Source organism: Pseudomonas syringae KCTC 12500, assembly GCF_000507185.2.
Classification (GTDB): Bacteria; Pseudomonadota; Gammaproteobacteria; order Pseudomonadales; family Pseudomonadaceae; genus Aquipseudomonas; species Aquipseudomonas syringae.
Window position 1 is genome coordinate 3,076,214 of record NZ_AYTM02000002.1, and the last position, 22,465, is coordinate 3,098,678.

At 60.1% G+C, this 22,465-nt stretch carries 15 protein-coding genes and 2 tRNA genes; 15 read left to right on the forward strand and 2 right to left on the reverse strand.

All coding sequences use genetic code 11. The features are described from left to right. Nucleotides 1–12 precede the first annotated feature (12 nt). The 6 genes from hflX (at nt 13) to V476_RS13950 (ending at nt 8,396) form a co-directional block, all read left to right on the forward strand. Nucleotides 13–1,314, forward strand: a complete 1,302-nt coding sequence (hflX, locus tag V476_RS13925; RefSeq protein WP_002551820.1) for a ribosome rescue GTPase HflX — start codon at nt 13–15, stop codon at nt 1,312–1,314. A gap of 96 nt (nt 1,315–1,410) precedes the next feature. Next, the gene (gene hflK / locus V476_RS13930) at nt 1,411–2,616 is read left to right on the forward strand and encodes an FtsH protease activity modulator HflK (protein ID WP_003393536.1); all 1,206 of its coding nucleotides are present in this window, start codon (nt 1,411–1,413) and stop codon (nt 2,614–2,616) included. Continuing rightward, entirely contained in the window at nt 2,616–3,485 is an 870-nt protein-coding gene (gene hflC, locus V476_RS13935; RefSeq protein ID WP_003393535.1) for a protease modulator HflC, read from the forward strand. Before hflK ends, hflC begins: the two co-directional genes overlap by 1 nt. A 270-nt stretch (nt 3,486–3,755) precedes the next feature. Then, a complete protein-coding gene (locus V476_RS13940) occupies nt 3,756–4,943 on the forward strand; it encodes an ATP phosphoribosyltransferase regulatory subunit (protein ID WP_024960669.1) in 1,188 nt (395 codons plus the stop codon). Nucleotides 4,944–4,997: 54 nt separating this feature from the next. Further along, complete coding sequence (locus tag V476_RS13945; RefSeq protein WP_003422343.1) at nt 4,998–6,290, forward strand: adenylosuccinate synthase; 1,293 nt, start codon at nt 4,998–5,000, stop codon at nt 6,288–6,290. Between the two features lie 171 nt (nt 6,291–6,461). Next, the gene (locus V476_RS13950) at nt 6,462–8,396 is read left to right on the forward strand and encodes a methyl-accepting chemotaxis protein (protein WP_024960668.1); all 1,935 of its coding nucleotides are present in this window, start codon (nt 6,462–6,464) and stop codon (nt 8,394–8,396) included. A gap of 105 nt (nt 8,397–8,501) precedes the next feature. Here V476_RS13950 and V476_RS13955 read toward each other — a convergent pair. Then, nucleotides 8,502–8,588, reverse strand: a tRNA-Leu gene (locus V476_RS13955). Nucleotides 8,589–8,748: 160 nt separating this feature from the next. After that, nucleotides 8,749–8,835 (reverse strand) — tRNA-Leu (locus V476_RS13960). A 226-nt stretch (nt 8,836–9,061) separates the two neighbouring features. On the opposite strand from V476_RS13960, the gene rnr reads away from it, so the two are divergent. The 9 genes from rnr (at nt 9,062) to V476_RS14005 (ending at nt 22,419) form a co-directional block, all read left to right on the forward strand. Further along, the gene (gene rnr / locus V476_RS13965) at nt 9,062–11,695 is read left to right on the forward strand and encodes a ribonuclease R (protein ID WP_024960667.1); all 2,634 of its coding nucleotides are present in this window, start codon (nt 9,062–9,064) and stop codon (nt 11,693–11,695) included. Then, nucleotides 11,692–12,447: a 23S rRNA (guanosine(2251)-2'-O)-methyltransferase RlmB gene (gene rlmB, locus V476_RS13970; RefSeq protein ID WP_003414481.1), complete on the forward strand. Its 756-nt coding sequence runs from the start codon at nt 11,692–11,694 to the stop codon at nt 12,445–12,447. Before rnr ends, rlmB begins: the two co-directional genes overlap by 4 nt. A 271-nt stretch (nt 12,448–12,718) precedes the next feature. Then, the gene (rpsF, locus tag V476_RS13975) at nt 12,719–13,144 is read left to right on the forward strand and encodes a 30S ribosomal protein S6 (RefSeq protein ID WP_002551828.1); all 426 of its coding nucleotides are present in this window, start codon (nt 12,719–12,721) and stop codon (nt 13,142–13,144) included. A gap of 28 nt (nt 13,145–13,172) precedes the next feature. Further along, on the forward strand, nt 13,173–13,403 hold the full coding sequence (rpsR, locus tag V476_RS13980; protein ID WP_002551829.1) for a 30S ribosomal protein S18: 231 nt from the start codon (nt 13,173–13,175) through the stop codon (nt 13,401–13,403). Nucleotides 13,404–13,442: 39 nt separating this feature from the next. Further along, the gene (locus V476_RS13985) at nt 13,443–14,339 is read left to right on the forward strand and encodes a YybS family protein (protein ID WP_024960666.1); all 897 of its coding nucleotides are present in this window, start codon (nt 13,443–13,445) and stop codon (nt 14,337–14,339) included. A 19-nt stretch (nt 14,340–14,358) separates the two neighbouring features. After that, nucleotides 14,359–14,805 carry a 50S ribosomal protein L9 gene (gene rplI, locus V476_RS13990; RefSeq protein WP_003317208.1) on the forward strand — a complete coding sequence of 149 codons (447 nt, stop codon included), beginning with the start codon at nt 14,359–14,361 and terminating at the stop codon, nt 14,803–14,805. A gap of 123 nt (nt 14,806–14,928) precedes the next feature. After that, nucleotides 14,929–16,323 (forward strand): replicative DNA helicase, encoded by a 1,395-nt coding sequence (dnaB, locus tag V476_RS13995; protein ID WP_016567072.1) that lies wholly within the window; start codon nt 14,929–14,931, stop codon nt 16,321–16,323. A 107-nt stretch (nt 16,324–16,430) separates the two neighbouring features. Further along, a complete protein-coding gene (locus tag V476_RS14000) occupies nt 16,431–18,740 on the forward strand; it encodes a YgiQ family radical SAM protein (RefSeq protein WP_003422338.1) in 2,310 nt (769 codons plus the stop codon). A gap of 400 nt (nt 18,741–19,140) precedes the next feature. Beyond that, complete coding sequence (locus V476_RS14005; RefSeq protein WP_024960665.1) at nt 19,141–22,419, forward strand: transglutaminase family protein; 3,279 nt, start codon at nt 19,141–19,143, stop codon at nt 22,417–22,419. Nucleotides 22,420–22,465: the final 46 nt, after the last annotated feature.

Genomic DNA, 22,465 nt, shown 5'->3' on the forward strand with positions numbered 1-22,465 from the left:
TAGGAGTCTGCCTTGTTCTTTGAGCGCCACAGTGGTGGTGAACGTGCAATTCTCGTTCATCTGGATGGTCAGGACCCTGAGGCGCGCGAAGATCCGCAGGAGTTTCAGGAATTGGCCATCTCGGCCGGTGCCGATACCGTTGCGTTTATCAACGTGCCGCGTCATCGGCCTTCGGCCAAGTATCTGATCGGCTCTGGCAAGGTCGAAGAGCTTCGCGATCAGGTCAAGGCCGAACAGGCCGATCTGGTCATCTTCAATCACACCCTGACGCCCAGTCAGGAACGCAACCTCGAACGCGTTTTCGAGTGTCGTGTACTTGATCGCACCGGTCTGATTCTCGATATATTTGCGCAACGGGCGCGTACTCACGAAGGCAAGCTTCAGGTCGAACTGGCCCAGCTTGAGCACATGAGTACCCGTCTGGTCCGTGGCTGGACCCACCTTGAGCGACAGAAAGGTGGTATCGGCCTGCGCGGTCCGGGCGAAACCCAGCTTGAAACCGACCGACGTCTATTGCGGGTTCGCCTGCGGCAGATCAAGGGACGGCTGGAGAAGGTTCGCAGCCAGCGTGATCAGGCCCGTCGCGGGCGTCGTCGCGCGGATATTCCATCGGTTTCACTGGTGGGGTATACCAACGCCGGCAAATCGACCCTGTTCAACTCGGTAACCGATTCGGATGTGTTTGCGGCAGACCAACTGTTCGCCACGCTCGATCCGACCCTGCGTCGTCTGCAACTCGATGACCTGGGCCCTATCGTGCTGGCCGATACAGTGGGCTTCATTCGCCATCTGCCGCACAAGCTGGTCGAGGCCTTCCGCGCGACGCTTGAAGAATCGAGCAACTCCGATTTACTGCTGCATGTGATCGACTCCCACGAGCCGGATCGCATGTCGCAGATCGAGCAGGTCATGGCGGTGCTTGGCGAGATCGGCGCCGAGGGCTTGCCGATCCTCGAGGTCTATAACAAACTCGATCTGCTTGAAGGCGTAGAGCCTCAGATACAGCGCGATGCCGACGGCAAGCCGCAGCGTGTCTGGGTTTCTGCCCGTGATGGTCGAGGGCTTGATCTGCTCAAACAGGCTATCGCCGAATTGCTCGGCGACGACCTGTTCGTCGGCACGCTGCTTCTGCCTCAAAGTCTTGCCCGGCTGCGTGCCCAGTTCTTTGAACTGGGTGCGGTGCAGAGCGAAACGCATGATGAGGAAGGTGCCAGTGTGCTGGCCGTACGACTGCCGCGCGTTGAACTCAATCGACTGGTGAGTCGCGAAGGATTGCAGCCGCTGGAGTTCATCGAGCAACACACTTTGCAATAAAAGCACGAGAAAGCCGTTGTACGGCTTTCCCGAGCATTCTGTAGCATTGGTCGGCGCGCCGCGGGCGCGTCTTTGCTTTATCAGATGGAGAGCGCTATGGCTTGGAATGAGCCGGGTGGCAACTCGAATAATCAAGATCCCTGGGGTGGCAAACGCCGTGGCGGCGACCGCAAGGGACCACCTGATCTCGACGAGGCCTTCCGTAAGCTGCAGGAAAGCCTGAAGGGGTTGTTCGGCGGCGGTAACAAACGCGGCAGTGATGGCGGCGGCAGTGGCAGTGGCGGCGGTTCAGGCAAGGGCGGCGGCTTCGGCCTGCTCGGCATCGGCCTGGTCGTGCTCGTCGCTTTCTGGCTTTACAGCGCTATCTATGTGGTTGACGAGCAAGAGCAGGCTGTCGTGCTGCGTTTCGGTCAGTACCACGAGACCGTGGGCCCGGGTCTTAACATCTACTTCCCGCCGTTCGATCGCAAGTACATGGAGAACGTGACTCGCGAGCGTGCCTACAGCAAGCAGGGCCAGATGCTCACCGAAGACGAGAACATCGTCGAAGTGCCGCTGACCGTGCAATACAAGATCAGCGATCTTCAGGCGTTCGTGCTGAACGTCGATCAGCCTGAAATCAGCCTGCAGCACGCGACTGAAAGTGCGTTGCGCCATGTCGTGGGTTCCACGGCGATGGATCAGGTGCTGACTGAAGGCCGCGAACTGATGGCCAGCGAAATCAAGGAGCGTCTGCAACGCTTCCTGGATACCTACCGCACCGGCATCACCGTGACCCAGGTGAACGTACAGAGCGCCGCCGCGCCGCGTGAAGTGCAGGAAGCCTTTGATGACGTGATCCGCGCCCGTGAAGACGAGCAGCGTGCACGCAACCAGGCTGAAAGCTACGCCAATGGTGTGATCCCGGAAGCCCGTGGTCAGGCTCAGCGTATTCTCGAAGATGCCAACGGTTACCGCGATGAAGTGGTTTCGCGTGCCAAGGGTGAGGCGGATCGCTTTACCAAACTGGTTGCCGAGTACCGCAAGGCTCCTGAAGTCACCCGTCAGCGTCTGTATCTGGACACCATGCAGGAAGTCTTCAGCAATACCAGCAAGGTGCTTGTGACCGGCGACAAGGGGCAGAACAATCTGCTTTATCTGCCGCTCGACAAGATGATCGAGAGCAGCCGCAGCAGTAACGGCAATGGCTCCAATTCAGGTACGCCATCGCAGTCGGCCAATGATGCTGCCGCTGCTGCCGCCGCTGCCCGGGCGAATGAGGCTCAGCAGCGTGGTGAAGTACGTACCAGGGAGACTCGCTGATGAGTAACAAATCGCTGATCGCCCTCATTGTTGGCGTGATACTGGCCGTCATTGCCTGGAACAGCTTCTACATCGTGTCCCAGACAGAGCGTGCGGTCCTGCTGCAATTCGGTCGTGTGGTCCAGGCTGACGTTCAGCCGGGTCTGCATGTGAAGGTTCCTTACGTGAACCAGGTGCGCAAGTTCGACGGTCGTTTGCTGACCCTCGATGCACCGACCCAGCGCTTCCTGACACTGGAAAAGAAAGCGGTCATGGTCGATGCCTACGCCAAGTGGCGTGTGAAGGATGCGGAGCGTTTCTACACCGCGACTTCCGGCCTCAAGCAGATTGCCGACGAGCGTCTTTCGCGTCGTCTGGAATCCGGCCTGCGTGACCAGTTCGGCAAGCGCACCCTGCACGAAGTCGTGTCGGGTGAGCGAGACGCGCTGATGGCCGATATCACCGGTTCGCTGAACCGCATGGCCGAGAAGGAGCTGGGTATCGAAGTCGTCGATGTCCGGGTCAAGGCCATCGATCTGCCGAAGGAAGTGAATCGCAGCGTTTTCGAACGTATGAGCACCGAGCGTGAGCGTGAAGCGCGCGAGCACCGTGCCAAGGGTAACGAGCTGGCTGAAGGCATCCGTGCCGACGCCGATCGTCAGCGTCGTGTGCTGCTGGCCGAAGCCTATCGCGAGTCGGAAGAAGCGCGTGGTGATGGTGATGCCCAGGCTGCCGCGATCTACTCCAAGGCGTATGGTCAGGACCAGGAGTTCTACGCGTTCTATCGCAGCCTGCGTGCCTACCGCGAAAGCTTTGCGAACAAGAGCGACGTGATGGTGCTTGATCCGAACAGCGAATTCTTTCGCTACATGGAAAAAGCCAAGCCGTAATTAATCATCCGCCGGGCGGCAAAACCGCCCGGTGGGGTGAACGTACGGTGAAACGTGTGTATCATGCGGCAGCCGGGAAATTCCCGGCTTTTTTGCGTCTGCACGATTGATTGGCCGTATCTGAATCGGAACGCGGCAAGATTTTTCGAGGAAAGTGGTCTACAAGGCCTGTCTCGGGCATTTGTCGTGCCCGTCATACGGCGCACCACTTTCTGCTTCACTCAAGGTCGGCCCGTAGGCTGGCCGCCTGGATCACAGGGGAATGGCGTAATGGCAACGGTCGACCGCTGGCTGCTACCAGATGGCATCGAAGAAGTACTGCCACCGGAAGCGGCGCGCATTGAAGTAGCGCGCCGTCAGGTGTTGGATCTGTTTCAGAGCTGGGGCTATGAGTTTGTCGTCACCCCGCATATCGAGTATCTCGAGTCGCTGCTGACTGGCGCGGGTTCGGATCTGGATCTGCGCACCTTCAAGGTTATCGACCCGCAATCGGGCCGGCAGATGGGCTTTCGCGCCGACATCACGCCGCAGGTTGCACGCATCGATGCTCACACCCTGAAACGTGAAGGCCCGAGCCGTCTGTGCTACGCGGGCAGCGTTCTGCATGCCCAGCCGCGCGCGCTGTCGTCCTCGCGCAGCCCGATACAACTGGGTGCCGAGTTGTACGGCGATGCGAGCCCGAGCAGCGACGTCGAAGTCATCAGCCTGATGCTGGCCATGCTGCAACTGGCCGATGTGCCGGATGTGCACATGGACCTCGGGCATGTCGGTATCTACCGTGGTCTGGCGCGTGCCGCCGGCCTGTCGGGTGAAGTCGAGCAGCAGCTGTTCGATGCGCTGCAGCGCAAGGCCATCGATGAGGTGATTGCCCTGACCGCCGATCTGCCGCGAGAGCTGGCAACGATGCTGCGCGCACTGGTCGATCTGTGCGGTGGTCGTGAAGTGCTGGACGCCGCACGTGATCGTCTGGCCGGCGCACCTGCGCCGGTGCTGGCCGCGCTGGATGACCTGCTGTCGATCGCCGAGCGTCTGACTGCGCGTTTCCCGCAGTTGCCGCTGTACTTTGATCTCGGCGAACTGCGCGGCTACCACTACCACACCGGTGTGGTGTTCGCGGTATTCGTACCGGGCGTGGGCCAGTCGATCGCTCAGGGCGGTCGTTACGATGACATCGGCGCCGACTTCGGTCGTGCCCGCCCGGCGACCGGCTTTTCCACCGACCTGAAAACCCTGGTTACCCTGGGGCAGGCAGAAATCGTCCTACCGTCTGGTGGCATCTGGGTGCCGGACAGTACGGATGCGGCACTCTGGCAGATGGTTTGCCAGTTGCGCAGTGAAGGTCAGCGTGTGGTTCAGGCCTTGCCTGGGCAGCAGGCGAGCGCCGCGCGTGAAGCCGACTGTGACCGGCAATTGATTCAGCATGGCGAGCACTGGCAGGTAATGCCGCTGGCTTCTTGAGTATTCCTGCCGGCCGCCGCCGGCACCAAGTTTGCGTGAATGAGGACAAGTGTTATGGGTAAGAATGTCGTAGTCCTGGGCACTCAATGGGGTGATGAGGGCAAAGGCAAGATCGTTGATCTGCTGACCGAACATGCTACCGCCGTAGTTCGCTATCAGGGTGGCCACAACGCTGGCCACACACTGGTGATCGACGGTGAGAAAACCGTATTGCACCTGATTCCGTCCGGTGTGCTGCGCGAAGGCGTGCAGTGCCTGATCGGTAACGGTGTGGTGGTTGCTCCCGACGCGCTCCTGCGCGAAATCATCAAGCTGGAAGAGAAAGGCATTCCGGTGCGCGAGCGCCTGCGCATCAGCCCGTCCTGCCCGCTGATCCTGTCGTATCACGTGGCACTCGACCAGGCGCGTGAAAAGGCCCGTGGCGAGTTCAAGATCGGCACCACCGGTCGCGGCATCGGCCCCGCTTACGAAGACAAGGTTGCACGTCGCGGTCTGCGCATCGGCGACCTGTTCCATCGCGAGCGTTTCGCCGCCAAGCTGGGCGAACTGCTCGACTACCACAACTTCGTGCTGGTCAATTACTACAAAGAGCCTGCCATCGACTTCCAGAAGACACTCGACGAGTGCATGGAATACGCTGACATGCTCAAGCCGCTGATGCTTGACGTCACCGCTGCGCTGCATGAAATGCGTCGCGACGGCAAAGACATCATGTTCGAAGGTGCCCAGGGTTCGCTGCTGGACATAGACCACGGTACCTACCCGTACGTCACCAGCTCCAACACCACTGCGGGCGGCATTGCCACCGGTTCCGGTTTTGGTCCGATGTACCTGGATTACATCCTGGGCATCACCAAGGCCTACACCACGCGCGTGGGGTCGGGTCCGTTCCCGACCGAACTGTTTGACGATGTCGGTGCCTTCCTGGCCAAGCGCGGTCACGAGTTCGGTGCTACCACCGGTCGAGCCCGCCGTTGCGGCTGGTTCGATGCTGTCATCCTGCGTCGCGCTATCGAAATCAACAGCATTTCGGGTCTGTGCCTGACCAAGCTGGACGTGCTCGACGGTCTGGAAACCATCAACATCTGCATCGGCTACGAGAACGAAGAAGGCGCGGTTATCGACGCGCCTACCGACGCGGACAGCTACCTCGGCCTGCGTCCGGTCTACGAAGAAATGCCGGGCTGGAGCGAGTCCACACTGGGTGCCAAGACCCTTGAAGAGCTGCCGGCCGCTGCACGCGCCTACATCAAGCGCGTCGAAGAGCTGGTCGGTGCGCCTATCGATATCATTTCGACCGGTCCTGACCGCAACGAAACCATCGTACTGCGTCATCCGTTCGGCTGATCCATCGCCGAGCACCACAAAGAGGGCCGCATTTGCGGCCCTTTTTGCGTTCCGCGTCGGTTGGATTCAATCCGGCAAAAAGTGAGACTTGTGTCACGGCACGGCGCTTGCTACAAAGATGACAGAAAAGTGCCATCATTTTAATGGCGCTGTGGGTGGAAGGATTCTCCTGTGTCTGCAGTCTTGTCTCTCTTGCAAAGTCGTCTGCTGCGCCCGGTCTTTACTGCGCTGGGCATTGCCCTTTTGGTGCAGGTCATCGTGGCGGTTGCGCTTACCCGGAGCACGGTCACCGCGCTTGAGGCTGATCTCGCCAACCGTCTCGGGGTAGATTCGCAACATCTTTCCGCAGAGCTGGAGTCGGCGAGTAGCGAAGTGACATCGAGCCTCGATGCGTTGTCATCCAGCACTCGTCAGCGCCTGAGTGTCGGGCTTTCTACCCGCCTGAAGGACGAGCAGGCTCAACTGCGTGCCACGCTGGAGAAAGACCTTCGCGAGTCCGCGACCGACATGGCCGAACTGCTGGCTGCCGTCGCTCCGCGCGCCATGTGGGACAACGACACTCCGACGCTTTCCGAATTCGCACGCCGTGCCCAGCGCAATCCCAACGTACTGTTCGTCGTTTATGACGACGCCGCAGGTGAGCACCTTACGCGTTACATGAATCGCGACAATCCGCTGGTCAAGGCCCTGCTGGCCAAGGGCGAGGGCGAGCGGGCGATGGACAAGGTCCTCAATGCGGCGAAAAACGATCCTTCCGTGTATTACGTTGAAGCTTCCATCAGCCCTAACGGTGTCGAGATCGGCAAGGTGCGCATGGGTGTGTCCACGGCAACGGTCGAAGAGAACCTTGCCGCCCTGGACAAGCGTTTCGCGACCCTGATCACCAGTGGTGAACAATTGGTGTCCGACAGCCTTGCCAGTGCCTCGAAAGACAGCTCGACGGCCTTGCGCACGCGTCTGCAGTCGGCTCAGGCGGCAGGGGTGGCGATGACCGCCAACACGCGTGTTGCGGTTCAGGAAGCTGCCGAAACACTGCGCTGGAGAATCGGCATGGGTCTGGCGCTGGTCGGCCTGTGTGTCTTGCTGTTACTGGCGGTGGTGCTCGGGCGCCGGGTCGTCAGCAAGCTGCATCTGCTGATCGCGGCACTCAATGACCTGGCGGCGGGCGAGGGCGATCTGACCAAGCGCGTCAAGCTGGACAGTAATGACGAGATTGGTGATATGTCGGCCGCGGTCAACCGCTTCATCGACAAGCTGCAACCTATCGTCCGCGAGGCGGGTGAGGTGGCGCAGCGCACCGGGCAGGAAATCGGTGTCATGAGCGAGCGTAACGCCGGTGCCGATGCGGCGGCCGAATTGCAGCGGGACGAAGTGGCGGCCAGCCTCAAAGCGCTGGAGCAGATGGCCGACGAGGCGCAGTCGGAAAGCCATGCGATGCAGGCAGCCCTGCGTCAGGTGATCGATATCAAGCAGGCAACCGATGAAAACACCCGTACCTCCAGTCAGGTTGGCGGGTTGATCGAAGCGCTGGCCGGGCAGGTTGAGACGGGGGCGCAAGTGATCGAGCGTCTGGCGCAGCAAAGCCAGCAGATCGAGGTGGTGCTGGAAGTCATTCATGGTATTGCCGAGCAAACCAACCTGCTGGCGTTGAACGCAGCCATCGAAGCGGCTCGCGCAGGTGAGACGGGCAGAGGCTTTGCCGTGGTGGCTGACGAAGTGCGTGCGCTGGCCAGCAAGACCCAAAGCTCGACGGGCGATATTCAGGAGCACATCGTGGCCTTGCAGCGCGGCGCGAAAGAGGCGGTCGCAGCCATCGGCATCGCCGGGCGCCAGGCCAAGGAAGGTCTTGAGGTGCTGCGCGACAGCGCCAAGCGGCAGCAGACGGTGCAAGCTTCCGTGGAGCAGGTGCATGCGGCCATTGGTCTGGCGACCAGGGCGGCCGTTCATCAGGCTGAAGGCGCTCAGGCGGTGCGTGGTCGAGTAGAGGTGATCCATGCTCAGGCCGAGCGTGCTGCCAAGGCGGTGGTGGAAACGACCGCCAGCGGCAAAGTGCTCGATGGGCTGGCTGCACAGTTGAAGGCGAGCCTGGGGCAGTTTCGGGCTTGAGTGTCAGGTGCGGCGCTGCAAATGTGGCGCTGCACTGTCTGCAGGAGGAGAGCTTTCGGGAGTCTGAAAGCAAAAAACCGAGCCATTGGCTCGGTTTTTTTGAATTGGTGCCCAGAAGAAGACTCGAACTTCCACGACCTTGCGGTCACCAGCACCTGAAGCTGGCGTGTCTACCAATTTCACCATCTGGGCAGCATCAGCAGCGTGTACGCCGTTGATGGGGCGCACTATACGGCGATCGTTTTACTCTGTAAACCCCTGTTTTGATTTAATAATCAAACCCTGAAAATGCAAAAACCCGCTTTCGCGGGTTTTTGTGAGGCTTGAGACTGTTGTAGTCTGTCGCCTGAATTGGTGCCCAGAAGAAGACTCGAACTTCCACGACCTTGCGGTCACCAGCACCTGAAGCTGGCGTGTCTACCAATTTCACCATCTGGGCAGTATCGACAGGCATCAACCTGTCGATGGCGCGCACTATACGGAGCGTCTTTTAGGCTGTAAAGCCCGGCAGTGCAAAAAAGCTCGAAAAAAATCGCGGACGGCGTGTTTCGGGTGTTTCAGCGGAGTCCAAGAGGCTTTTTGTCCAGCGGATTGAGCGTGAAATTTCCCGTTTCATGAGGTCTATGCCAAACTAACCCCTATATATACAAGGTGAAAACTATCTAATGGCCGATTGGCAGTCCCTCGATCCCGAGGCCGCTCGTGAAGCGGAAAAATACGAAAACCCTATTCCCAGCCGCGAGCTGATCTTGCAGCACCTTGCCGAGCGCGGTTCGCCGGCCAGTCGCGAGCAACTGGTCGAAGAGTTCGGCCTGACCACCGAAGATCAATTCGAGGCTCTGCGCCGCCGCCTGCGGGCGATGGAGCGTGACGCCCAGTTGATCTACACGCGTCGCGGCACTTATGCACCGGTAGACAAGCTTGACCTGATCCTGGGTCGCATCTCCGGGCATCGTGATGGCTTCGGCTTTCTGGTGCCGGACGACGGCTCCGACGACCTGTTCATGAGCCCGGCGCAAATGCGCCTGGTGTTCGATGGTGACCGGGCACTGGCCCGTGTTTCCGGTCTTGACCGTCGCGGTCGCCGCGAAGGTGTGATCGTCGAAGTGATCTCGCGTGCTCACGAAAGCATCGTGGGTCGCTATTTCGAAGAAAGCGGCATCGGCTTCGTGGTGCCCGACAACCCGAAAATCCAGCAGGAAGTGCTGGTGACGCCGGGTCGTAACAACGGCGCCAAGATCGGCCAGTTCGTCGAGGTGAAAATCACCCATTGGCCGACGCCGCGCTTCCAGCCGCAAGGTGACGTGATCGAAGTGGTGGGCAACTACATGGCGCCCGGCATGGAGATCGATGTAGCGCTGCGTACCTATGACATTCCGCACGTGTGGCCCGAAGCTGTCCTCAAGGAAGCTGCCAAGCTCAAACCGGAAGTCGAAGAGAAGGACAAGGAACACCGCGTCGATCTGCGCCATCTGCCGTTCGTGACCATTGACGGCGAAGATGCTCGTGACTTCGACGATGCGGTCTACTGCGAAGCCAAGCCGGGCAAACTGCGTTTGTTCTCTGGTGGCTGGAAGCTCTACGTGGCGATTGCCGACGTATCGAGCTACGTGAAGATCGGCTCGGCGCTGGATGCTGAATCCCAGGTGCGCGGCAACTCGGTGTATTTCCCCGAGCGCGTCGTGCCCATGCTGCCTGAGCAATTGTCCAACGGCCTGTGCTCGCTGAACCCGCATGTCGATCGTCTGGCCATGGTCTGCGAGATGACCATCTCCAAGACCGGCGAGATGACTGACTACGTGTTCTACGAAGGCATCATCCACTCCCACGCTCGCCTGACCTACAACAAGGTCAGCACGATTCTGGAGCAGCCGAAAACCGCCGAGGCGAAAAGCCTGCGCGGCGAATACGGCGATGTGGTGCCGCACCTCAAACAGCTTTATGCCATGTACAAGGTATTGCTGGGCGCGCGTCATGTGCGTGGTGCGATCGATTTCGAAACTCAGGAAACCCGGATCATCTTCGGTTCCGAGCGCAAGATTGCCGAAATCCGTCCGACCACCCGTAATGATGCCCACAAGCTGATCGAGGAATGCATGCTGGCTGCCAACGTGGCCACCGCGCAGTTCCTGAAGAAGCACGAAATTCCTGCGTTGTACCGCGTTCACGATGGTCCGCCACCAGAGCGCCTGGAAAAACTGCGTGCGTTCCTCGGCGAGCTGGGTCTGACGTTGCACAAAGGCAAGGAAGGCCCGACACCGAAGGATTATCAGGCGCTGCTTGAAACCGTTCGCGATCGTCCTGACTACCACCTGATCCAGACCGTGATGCTGCGTTCGTTGAGCCAGGCGGTCTACAGCTCGGACAACAACGGTCACTTCGGTCTGAATTACGAAGCGTACACGCACTTCACGTCGCCTATCCGTCGTTATCCGGACCTGCTGACCCATCGCGCGATTCGCAGTGTCATTCGCTCCAAGCAGGATACGCCGCACGTTCGTCGTGCCGGCGCGGCCACGATTCCGAAGGCGCGCATTTACCCGTACGACGACGCGCTGCTCGACCAGTTGGGCGAACAATGCTCGATGAGCGAGCGCCGTGCCGACGAGGCTACGCGCGACGTGGTCAACTGGCTCAAGTGCGAGTACATGAAAGATCGCGTCGGCGAGTCGTTCCCGGGCGTGATCACCGCTGTAACGGGCTTTGGTCTGTTCGTCGAGCTGACCGACATCTATGTCGAAGGTCTGGTCCACGTCACGGCTCTGCCAGGCGATTACTACCATTTCGATCCGCTGCATCACCGCCTTGCCGGCGAGCGTACCGGGCGTAACTTCCGCTTGGGCGACACCGTTGAAGTGCGGGTCATGCGCGTCGATCTGGACGAACGCAAGATCGATTTCGAGATCTCCGAAGCGGCAGCGGCTGCGAAGCCGACGGCTCGCAAGCGTCGTGGTAATGACACCGCGGCACCTGCTGCCACAGCCACGGCTGAAAAGGACAAGGCGCCTGCCAAGTCCGCGCGCCGTAGCGCTTCGACCAAGGACAACAGTCCCGAAGCGTATCGCCCGAGCGATGCCGCCGCGAAAAACGCAGAAGTGCGTAAAAGCCGTGAGCTGAAAAAAGCGCTTCTGGCAGACGCGAAGGGTGGTAGCAAGGCATCGTCGGGAAAGTCTGACAGGTCGGGCTCTGCGCCTTCATCGGGCAAGCCGGCCAGCAAACACCGTAAAGGCTCGTCAAAAACGGGCTCCGCGCCAGCTGCGAAAAGCAGTGGCGCTCGTAAACCCAAGGCCAAGTCATGAGTCAGCTGGAAAAAATCTACGGCGTTCACGCCGTAGAAGCGTTACTTCGTCATCATCCGAAACGCGTCAAGCATATCTGGCTGGCCGAGGGTCGTAATGACCCTCGCGTCCAGACGCTGGTGGCGCTGGCAGCCGAGAATCGCGTGACTATCGGTCAGGCCGAGCGCCGCGAAATGGATGCCTGGGTCGAAGGCGTGCATCAGGGCGTTGTTGCCGATGTGAGCCCGAGTCAGGTCTGGGGCGAGGCGATGCTCGACGAGCTGCTGGACCGCAGTGAAGGCTCGCCGCTGTTGTTGGTGCTGGACGGCGTGACCGATCCACACAATCTCGGCGCTTGCCTGCGTACCGCCGATGCGGCAGGTGCGCTGGCGGTCATCGTGCCCAAGGACAAATCCGCAACCCTGACGCCAGCCGTGCGAAAGGTCGCCTGCGGTGCCGCCGAGGTTATCCCGCTTGTGGCAGTGACCAACCTGGCGCGTACGCTGGAAAAACTGCAGCAGCGCGGATTGTGGGTAGTGGGTACTGCGGGCGAGGCCGAGGTCGAGCTGTATCAGCAGGACCTGACCGGGCCGACCATCATTATCATGGGCGCGGAAGGCAAGGGCATGCGCCGCCTGACCCGTGAGCATTGTGATTATCTGGTGCGCCTGCCGATGGCGGGCAGTGTCAGCAGTCTCAATGTGTCGGTCGCGACCGGCGTGTGTCTGTTTGAAGCGCTGCGCCAGCGATCCGCCAAGCGGAAGCCTGCTTAGCAGCAGCTGCAAGCTAAAAGCTGCAAGCCTCAAGCCTCAAGCCTCAAGCTAAAAGCGGACTGCTTCTACTTGCAGCTTTCCACTTGCAGCTTGCAACTGCTTCCCTGTTTGTAGCTTTCCACTTGCAGCTTGCAGCTGCCTTCTCTACACTTGCGCCCCTTGCTGTCACGGCAGGCGCGCATGTGCCTGTCCCTGAGCAAGACCAACAGTGTCATTCACTCCTTGTCTGACCGCTATTTGAGCGGCAGGCTACAACCCGTAAGGAGCATTCATGCGTCATTACGAAATTATCTTTTTGGTCCACCCGGATCAAAGCGAGCAAGTCGGCGGCATGGTAGAGCGTTACACCAAGCTGATCGAAGAAGACGGCGGCAAAATCCACCGTCTGGAAGATTGGGGCCGTCGTCAACTGGCTTACGCAATCAACAATGTTCACAAGGCTCACTACGTGATGCTGAACGTTGAGTGCACTGGCAAGGCTCTGGCCGAGCTGGAAGACAACTTCCGTTACAACGATGCTGTGATCCGTAACCTGGTCATCCGTCGCGACGAAGCCGTAACCGGCCAGTCCGAGATGCTCAAGGCTGAAGAGAACCGCAGTGAGCGCCGTGAGCGTCGTGACCGTCCTGAGCACTCCGACAGCGCCGATGGCGATGACGGCGACAACAGCGACGTTAGCGATAACGCTGACGAGTAATCCACGGACCTTTTGAGGAGCCAATTACATGGCACGTTTCTTCCGTCGTCGTAAATTCTGCCGCTTCACCGCTGAAGACGTCAAAGAGATCGATTACAAAGATCTCAACACTCTGAAAGCCTACGTATCCGAGACCGGCAAAATCGTTCCAAGCCGTATCACGGGTACCAAAGCACGTTATCAGCGTCAGCTGGCCACCGCTATCAAGCGTGCCCGCTTCCTGGCCCTGCTGGCCTACACCGACAGCCACGGCCGCTGAGACCAGGTAGTCGACAAAACGTAACAAAGGATAGAAAGCATGCGTGCCCTGGCTGAATTCATCATGCGCGGCCGTATGCAGGCCACTCTCGTAGTGGCTGGATGTGCGGCATTGCCGCTGTTGTTCTGGTTGAGTGCTGCCGCAGGGTGCCTTGTGCTCCTGCGACGCGGGTTCAGTGATGCCGTTGGTGTCCTGTCCTGGGCTCTGCTGCCGGCTTTGGTCTGGTGGTATTTCGGTGAACCTCGTACAGCCATGGTGCTGGCGGGTTCACTGAGTTTGGCAATGGTTTTGCGTGCCAGCGAGTCCTGGGTCCGTGTGCTGCTGGTCAGCGTGGCGTTGGGTGTGGTGTATGCAGTAATTCTGGGCACGGTTTTTCGCGAACCTCTGGAAGCAATGTCGCAGGAGTTGCAGAAACATCTGCCGACAATGCTGGCCGGGCTCTACGAGCAGTTGAACGTAGAAGAGCGAGCGCGTCTGGGGGCACTGATTGCACCTGTCCTGAATGGCCTGATAGCGGCTGTGCTGCAAATCGTCAGTGTGCTGTGCCTGATTCTTGGGCGGTACTGGCAAGCGATGATGTACAACCCTGGTGGTTTCGGGCGTGAATTTCGCGCCGTGAAACTCCCGCTGGTGCCGGCGTTGGTGCTGGTGGTGTGCATGCTGGTGGGGCCGAATTTCGGTCCGCAGATAGCGATGCTTACACCGCTGTGCAGCGTACCGTTGGTCTTTGCGGGTCTGGCCCTGATTCACGGACTGGCCGCTGAAAAGCGTCTGTCCAGGTTCTGGCTGGTGGGGATGTACATCACGCTGCTGGTGTTCATGCAGCTGATTTATCCGTTGCTCGTGGTAATTGCCATTGTCGACAGCCTGATTGATTTTCGCGGTCGCCGGAGCTCGAAAGATTCCGGCAATGGTCCTGCGAACGGTGAAGGTTAAAAGTTAAGAGGATTTCCACATGCAACTGATCCTTCTGGAAAAAGTCGCCAACCTGGGCAACCTGGGCGACAAAGTAAACGTTAAGGCCGGCTACGGTCGTAACTACCTGCTGCCTTACGGCAAAGCAACCGCTGCAACCGCTGCCAACGTGGCTGCGTTTGAAGAGCGTCGTGCCGAGCTGGAAAAACTGGCTGCAGACAAGAAAGCATCTGCCGAAACTCGCGCTGCCCAACTGGCTGAGCTGGAAGTGACTATCACTGCCACCGCTGGTGACGAAGGCAAGCTGTTCGGTTCGATCGGCACCCACGACATCGCTGATGCACTGACCGCCTCTGGCGTTGAAGTTGCAAAAAGCGAAGTTCGTCTGCCGAACGGCACTATCCGCAACGTTGGTGAATTCGACGTAGCCGTGCACCTGCACAGCGACGTAGAAGCGACCGTACGCGTTGTCGTAGTGGCTGCTTAAGCAACACGTAATCGTCTGGTGACATTGTCGTCAGAGGATTAACATCGGGCACGATCCTGTTTACAGGTCGTGCCCTTTGTCTTTGTGCCATCCCCATTCTGCAAACCTCGAATTGAAGTGGCCATGAACGATATTTCCGCCCCCGAACAATACGATCTGCAAACCGCTGCCCTGAAGGTGCCGCCACATTCCATCGAGGCCGAACAGGCTGTACTCGGTGGACTGATGCTGGACAACAACGCCTGGGAGCGGGTGCTCGATCAAGTTTCCGATGGTGATTTCTATCGACATGACCACCGCCTGATATTCCGCGCCATCGCCCGGTTGGCCGATCAGAACAGCCCGATTGACGTGGTCACCCTGGCTGAACAGCTGGACAAGGAAGGGCAGACCTCGCAAGTGGGCGGGCTGGGCTACCTCAGCGAGCTGGCAAAAAACACGCCTTCTGTCGCCAACATCAAGGCCTATGCGCAGATCGTCCGGGCCCGGGCCACGCTGCGGCAGTTGATCGGCATCAGTACCGAAATCGCCGACAGTGCGTTCAACCCCGAAGGCCGGACCGCCGAAGAGATTCTTGACGAGGCTGAACGGCAGATCTTCCAGATCGCCGAAGCGCGCCCCAAGACCGGCGGTCCGGTCAGCGTCAACGACCTGCTGACCAAGGCCATCGACCGTATCGACACGCTGTTCAACAGCGACAACGCCATTACCGGCTTGTCGACCGGGTATACCGATCTCGATGAAAAGACCAGCGGACTGCAACCCTCCGACCTGATCATCGTTGCCGGACGTCCGTCGATGGGTAAGACCACCTTCGCCATGAACCTGGTCGAGAACGCGGTACTGCGCAGTGACAAGGTGGTGCTGGTCTACTCGCTGGAGATGCCAGGCGAATCGCTGATCATGCGTATGTTGTCCTCGCTGGGGCGCATCGACCAGACCAAGGTGCGGGCCGGCCGGCTTGATGACGATGACTGGCCGCGTCTGACATCGGCGGTCAATCTGCTCAATGACCGCAAACTGTTCATCGATGACACGGCCGGTATCAGCCCGTCTGAAATGCGTGCGCGGACACGGCGGATCGTGCGTGAGCATGGCGACATCGCCATGATCATGATCGACTACCTGCAACTGATGCAGATCCCCGGTTCCAGCGGTGACAACCGTACCAACGAGATTTCCGAGATCTCGCGCTCGTTGAAAGCGCTGGCCAAGGAATTCAACTGCCCGGTCATTGCCCTGTCGCAGCTCAACCGTTCCCTTGAACAGCGTCCCAACAAGCGCCCGATCAACTCTGACCTCCGGGAATCCGGAGCGATCGAGCAGGACGCCGACGTCATCATGTTCGTCTACCGGGACGAGGTGTACCACCCGGAAACCGAGCACAAGGGCATTGCCGAGATCATCATCGGCAAGCAGCGTAACGGCCCCATCGGCACCACGCGTCTGGCGTTCATCGGTAAATACACGCGCTTCGAGAACCTGGCGCCGGGCAGTTACAACTTTGACGACGATTGACTTCGGGTCGAGCCGATCAAATCCGACCACCGTGGTCGGACTTGATCAAAAAATGTGCTATATTCCGCGCCCGCGATTTTTCCAACGTGCAAACGTAGGTCCTGAACATGCAATCAGCCAAGCCGTTATTTGACTATCCCAAGTACTGGGCCGAATGTTTCGGACCAGCACCTTTCCTGCCCATGAGCCGGGAAGAAATGGATCTGCTTGGCTGGGATTCCTGCGACATCATCATCGTTACCGGCGATGCGTACGTGGATCACCCGTCTTTCGGCATGGCGATCATCGGTCGTCTGCTCGAGTCCCAGGGCTTTCGGGTCGGGATCATTGCGCAGCCCAACTGGCAGTCCAAAGACGACTTCATGAAGCTCGGCGAGCCGAATCTTTTTTTCGGTGTCGCTGCCGGCAACATGGACTCGATGATCAACCGCTATACCGCGGACAAGAAGATTCGCTCCGATGACGCCTATACCCCGGGCGGCATGGCCGGCAAGCGTCCGGACCGCGCAAGTCTGGTCTACAGCCAGCGCTGCAAGGAAGCCTACAAGCATGTACCAATCGTGCTAGGTGGTATCGAAGCTTCGTTGCGCCGCATTGCGCACTATGACTACTGGCAGGACAAGGTTCGCAACTCGATCCTGATCGACGCCTGCGCCGACATCCTGCTGTACGGCAACGCCGAGCGTGCGATTGTCGAAGTTGCCCAGCGTCTGTCCTACGGCCACAAGATCGAAGACATCACCGACGTGCGCGGTACGGCGTTCATTCGTCGTGACACGCCGCAGGGCTGGTATGAGGTCGATTCCACGCGTATCGACCGTCCGGGCAAGGTCGACAAGATCATCAACCCGTACGTCAACACCCAGGACACCGAGGCCTGCGCCATCGAGCAGGAAAAAGGCAACGTCGAGGACCCCAACGAAGCCAAGGTGGTGCAGATTCTTGCCAGCCCGCGCATGACCCGTGACAAGACGGTCATCCGTCTGCCATCGGTAGAAAAGGTCCGTAACGACGCTGTGCTGTATGCCCACGCCAACCGCGTGTTGCACCTTGAAACCAATCCGGGCAACGCTCGCGCGCTGGTACAGAAGCATGGCGAGGTGGACGTCTGGTTCAACCCACCGCCCATTCCGATGACCACTGAAGAAATGGACTACGTGTTTGGCATGCCTTACGCGCGCGTCCCGCATCCTGCGTACGGCAAGGAAAAGATCCCTGCCTACGACATGATTCGCTTCTCGGTGAACATCATGCGTGGCTGCTTCGGTGGCTGTACCTTCTGCTCGATCACCGAGCACGAAGGGCGGATCATTCAGAACCGCTCCGAAGAGTCGATCATTCGCGAAATCGAAGAGATCCGCGACAAGGTGCCAGGCTTTACCGGGGTCATTTCCGACTTGGGCGGGCCGACCGCGAACATGTATCGCATCGCCTGCAAGAGCCCGGAGATCGAGTCGGCCTGCCGCAAGCCGTCCTGCGTATTCCCGGGTATCTGCCCGAACCTGAATACCGATCACTCGTCGCTGATCCAGCTGTATCGCAGCGCGCGCGCCTTGCCGGGCGTGAAAAAGATCCTGATCGCCTCTGGCCTGCGCTACGACCTCGCGGTCGAGTCGCCGGAGTACGTCAAGGAACTGGTTACTCACCACGTAGGTGGTTACCTGAAGATCGCCCCGGAACACACCGAGGAAGGTCCGCTCAATCAGATGATGAAGCCGGGCATTGGCAGCTATGACAAGTTCAAGCGCATGTTCGAGAAGTACACCAAGGAAGCTGGCAAGGAGCAGTACCTGATTCCTTACTTCATCGCTGCCCACCCGGGCACCACTGATGAAGACATGATGAACCTGGCGCTGTGGCTCAAGGGCAATGGTTTCCGCGCGGACCAGGTGCAGGCGTTCTACCCGTCGCCGATGGCCACGGCCACGGCCATGTACCACTCGGGCAAGAATCCGCTGCGCAAGGTCACCTACAAGAGCGATGCGGTCACCATCGTGAAGAGCGAAGCGCAGCGTCGTCTGCACAAGGCTTTCCTGCGCTATCACGACCCGAAAGGCTGGCCGATGCTGCGCGAGGCACTGGAGCGCATGGGTCGTGCCGATCTGATCGGGCCGGGCAAGGATCAACTGATCCCGTTGCATCAGCCGGTTACTGACAGCTACCAGAGTGCGCGCCGCAAGAACTCGACGCCGGCGGGCAGCCACAAGGTTGCGAAAACTGCCAAGACCACGCTGATTCAGACCCAGCACACCGGCCTGCCGCCACGTGGAAGCGATGGCAGCAAGCCGTGGGACAAGCGCGAAGAGGCCAAGGCTGCCGCAATGGCGCGCAACAAGCAGGCCGCCAAGGAGCGTATGGATGCAGCCAAAGGCAAAGGCACCAAACCGCCCAAGCGCAAGCCAGTGGTGCCACGCTAACGCTCAGCGATAGCGCCGCCTGCTCGTAGAGGGGCGGACGCAGAGCGTCCAGAACGGCATGTCGACGCGGAGCGTCGCACGATAGTTGAGATCATCGTTCCTCACTCCAGCGTGGTAATGCCGTTCGTGACGCTCCGCGTCACACCACTTGCGCCGCGCCGCTCTATCCATCAACGCCACCCACCCACACCGCTCACAATTCTTCACCCCCCATTCGATCCCTCTGCCACACTGTCTGCCTTATTACTGTGCGACCCTTGCACCGTTGGCTTCGGCCGGCACGATTTTGGTGCTGCGCCTGTTCAGGCGGGGAATGCCACTCTCGTTGGCGCACGACTTTGACCGGATGGCATAAGTCTTGCGCGGCTCAATTACCGTTCAGGCTCGCAGGAGGCACGCCGTGTCGATTCATATTGCCTTGCACCATGTCACGCACTATCGCTACGACCGCGCGGTCGAACTGGGTCCTCAGATCGTTCGCCTGCGCCCGGCCGCGCACAGCCGCACACGCGTGCTGTCGTATTCGCTGAAAGTCCTGCCTGAAAACCATTTCATCAACTGGCAGCAGGACCCTCAAGGCAATTACCTGGCGCGCCTGGTCTTCCCGGAAAAGACCGATGAATTCCGCGTCGAAGTCGATCTGGTCGCCGAGATGGCGGTGTTCAATCCGTTCGACTTCTTCCTCGAGCCCTACGCCGAGAACATCCCGTTCACCTATGCCAGCGAAGAGCAGCGCGAGCTGGCGCCGTACCTCGAAAAACTGCCGCTGACCCCGAGGTTTCAGGCGTATCTGGACAGCATCAGTCGCGAGCCGATTCCGGCCATCGACTTTCTGGTCGGCCTCAACCAGCGCCTGAGTCAGGACGTCGCTTACCTGATCCGCATGGAACCGGGCGTTCAGACCCCGGAATTCACCCTGCAAAACGCATCGGGCTCGTGCCGTGACTCCGCGTGGCTGCTGGTGCAGCTGTTGCGTCATCTGGGCATGGCGGCGCGGTTCGTGTCGGGCTACCTCATCCAGCTCAAGGCCGATGTCGAGGCGCTCGACGGGCCGTCGGGTACGGATGTCGACTTCACCGACCTGCACGCCTGGTGCGAGGTCTATCTGCCGGGCGCGGGCTGGGTCGGGCTGGATGCCACTTCCGGTCTGTTCGCTGGCGAAGGACACATTCCTCTGGCGTGCAGCCCCGAGCCTTCCTCGGCAGCGCCGATCAGTGGACTGGTCGAGCCGTGCGAAACCGATTTCAGCCACGAAATGTCGGTCGAGCGCATCTGGGAGGCGCCGCGCGTCACCAAGCCTTACACCGAAGCGCAATGGCAGGACATACAGGCCCTGGGCCGACAGATCGACGCCGATCTGCTGCGCGACGATGTGCGGTTGACCATGGGCGGCGAGCCGACCTTCGTGTCCATCGACGACCGCGATGGTGCCGAATGGAACACCGCCGCGCTGGGGCCGCGCAAGCGTGAGCTGTCCGCCGAGCTGTTTCAGCGCATGCGCGGGCATTACGCGCCGCTGGGCATCGTGCATTTCGGGCAAGGCAAATGGTATCCGGGTGAGCAGTTGCCGCGCTGGTCGCTGAACTGCTTCTGGCGCAAGGACGGCCAGCCGGTGTGGCGCAATAACACGCTGATCGCCGATGAGACTCGTGACTACGGCGCGACCGGCGAACTGGCGGGGCGTTTTCTGGCCAGTGTTGCCGAGCGCCTGAAGCTGCCGGCGCGCTTCGTTTTCCCGGCTTACGAAGACAATTTCTACTACTTATGGCGCGAAGGCGCGTTGCCGGTCAACGTCACGGCCGAAGATTCGCAACTTGGCGATGAGCTGGAGCGTGCACGCCTGCGCAAGGTCTTTGCCCAGGGGCTGGACAAGATGATCGGTCAGGTCCTGCCGCTGGCTCGCAACGCGAACGGTGACAGCTGGCAGAGTGGCCGCTGGTACCTGCGTGACGAGCATTGCCGTCTGGTGCCAGGGGATTCTGCGCTGGGCTATCGATTGCCGCTGGCGTCGCAGCCTTGGGTCAAGGCGGCGGAATACCCGTTCATTCACCCGACCGACCATAACCAGGACTTCCCCGAACTGGCCGACAGCGACTCGTTGGCCTCGGCGCTCAAGTCCACAGACACGGACGCCGAGCGCGCGCCGAAGATCGATGAATCGGCCGACTGGCTGACCCGCACGGCGTTGTGCGCCGAGGCGCGGGAAGGGCGGCTGTACCTGTTCATGCCGCCGCTGCAAAAGCTTGAGGAATACCTTGAGCTGGTGGCTGTGATCGAAGCGGCTGCAGAAGAACTGCAGTGTCCGGTCCTGCTGGAAGGCTACGAGCCGCCAAGCGATCCGCGGCTGTGCAATTTCCGGATCACCCCGGACCCTGGTGTGATCGAGGTCAACGTGCAGCCTTCGGCGAGCTGGGACGAACTGGTCGAGCGTACCGAGTTTCTCTATGAACAGGCACGCCTCACGCGTCTGACCACCGAGAAGTTCATGATCGATGGCCGTCACACCGGCACCGGCGGGGGCAACCATTTCGTCCTGGGCGGCGCGACGCCGGCGGACTCGCCATTTCTGCGGCGTCCGGACCTGCTGCGCAGCCTGATCAGCTACTGGCACAACCATCCTTCGCTGTCGTACCTGTTTTCCGGCCTGTTCATCGGCCCGACGTCCCAGGCTCCGCGCATCGACGAGGCGCGCAACGACTCGCTCTACGAGATGGAAATCGCTTTTGCGCAGATGCCGGCGCCAGGCGAGGAGGTTGCGCCGTGGGTGGTGGACCGTCTGCTGCGTAACCTGCTGATCGACGTCACCGGCAATACCCACCGGGCCGAGTTCTGCATCGACAAGCTTTACTCGCCCGATGGTGCAACCGGACGGCTGGGGCTGCTGGAGCTGCGTGCGTTCGAGATGCCGCCGCATGCACGCATGAGCCTGGCGCAGCAGTTGTTGCTGCGCGCGCTGGTGGCGCGCTTCTGGCGTGAACCCTATGCACCCGCCAAGCTGGCGCGCTGGGGCACGCAACTGCATGACCGCTTCATGCTGCCGCACTTCATCGAGCAGGATTTTGCCGATGTGGTCGCCGACCTCAACGCGGCAGGCTACCCGGTGCAGGCCGACTGGTTCTCTGCGCACCTGGAATTCCGCTTTCCGAAAGTGGGCGATTACGCCGTCAACGGTATCGAACTGGAACTGCGTCAGGCGCTTGAGCCTTGGCATGTCCTGGGTGAAGAGGGCTCGGCCGGTGGCGCGGTACGCTACGTCGATTCCTCGCTTGAGCGTCTGCAAGTGCATGTCAGCGGGTTGCCGCCGCAGCGCTACGTGCTGACCTGTAACGGCGTGGCAGTGCCTTTGCAGCCGACCGGGCGGGCCGGTGAGTTCGTTGCCGGAGTGCGTTATCGCGCATGGCAGCCGGCCAACTGCCTGCAACCGACCATCGGCGTGCATGCGCCGCTGGTTTTCGATCTGCTCGACACCTGGATGCATCGCTCGCTGGGCGGCTGCGAGTATCATGTCGCCCATCCGGGCGGCCGTAACTACGAAACCTTGCCGGTCAACGCCAACGAAGCGGAAAGCCGTCGCCTGTCACGTTTCTTCCGCATCGGCCATACCCCCGGCAAACTGGACGTTCCGTCGCTCAACATTAACGATGAGCTGCCGATGACGCTGGATATGCGTCTGCATTAAAAAAACAGTGGCTCTGTGCGTCAGATGCACACGGACGTGACATCTG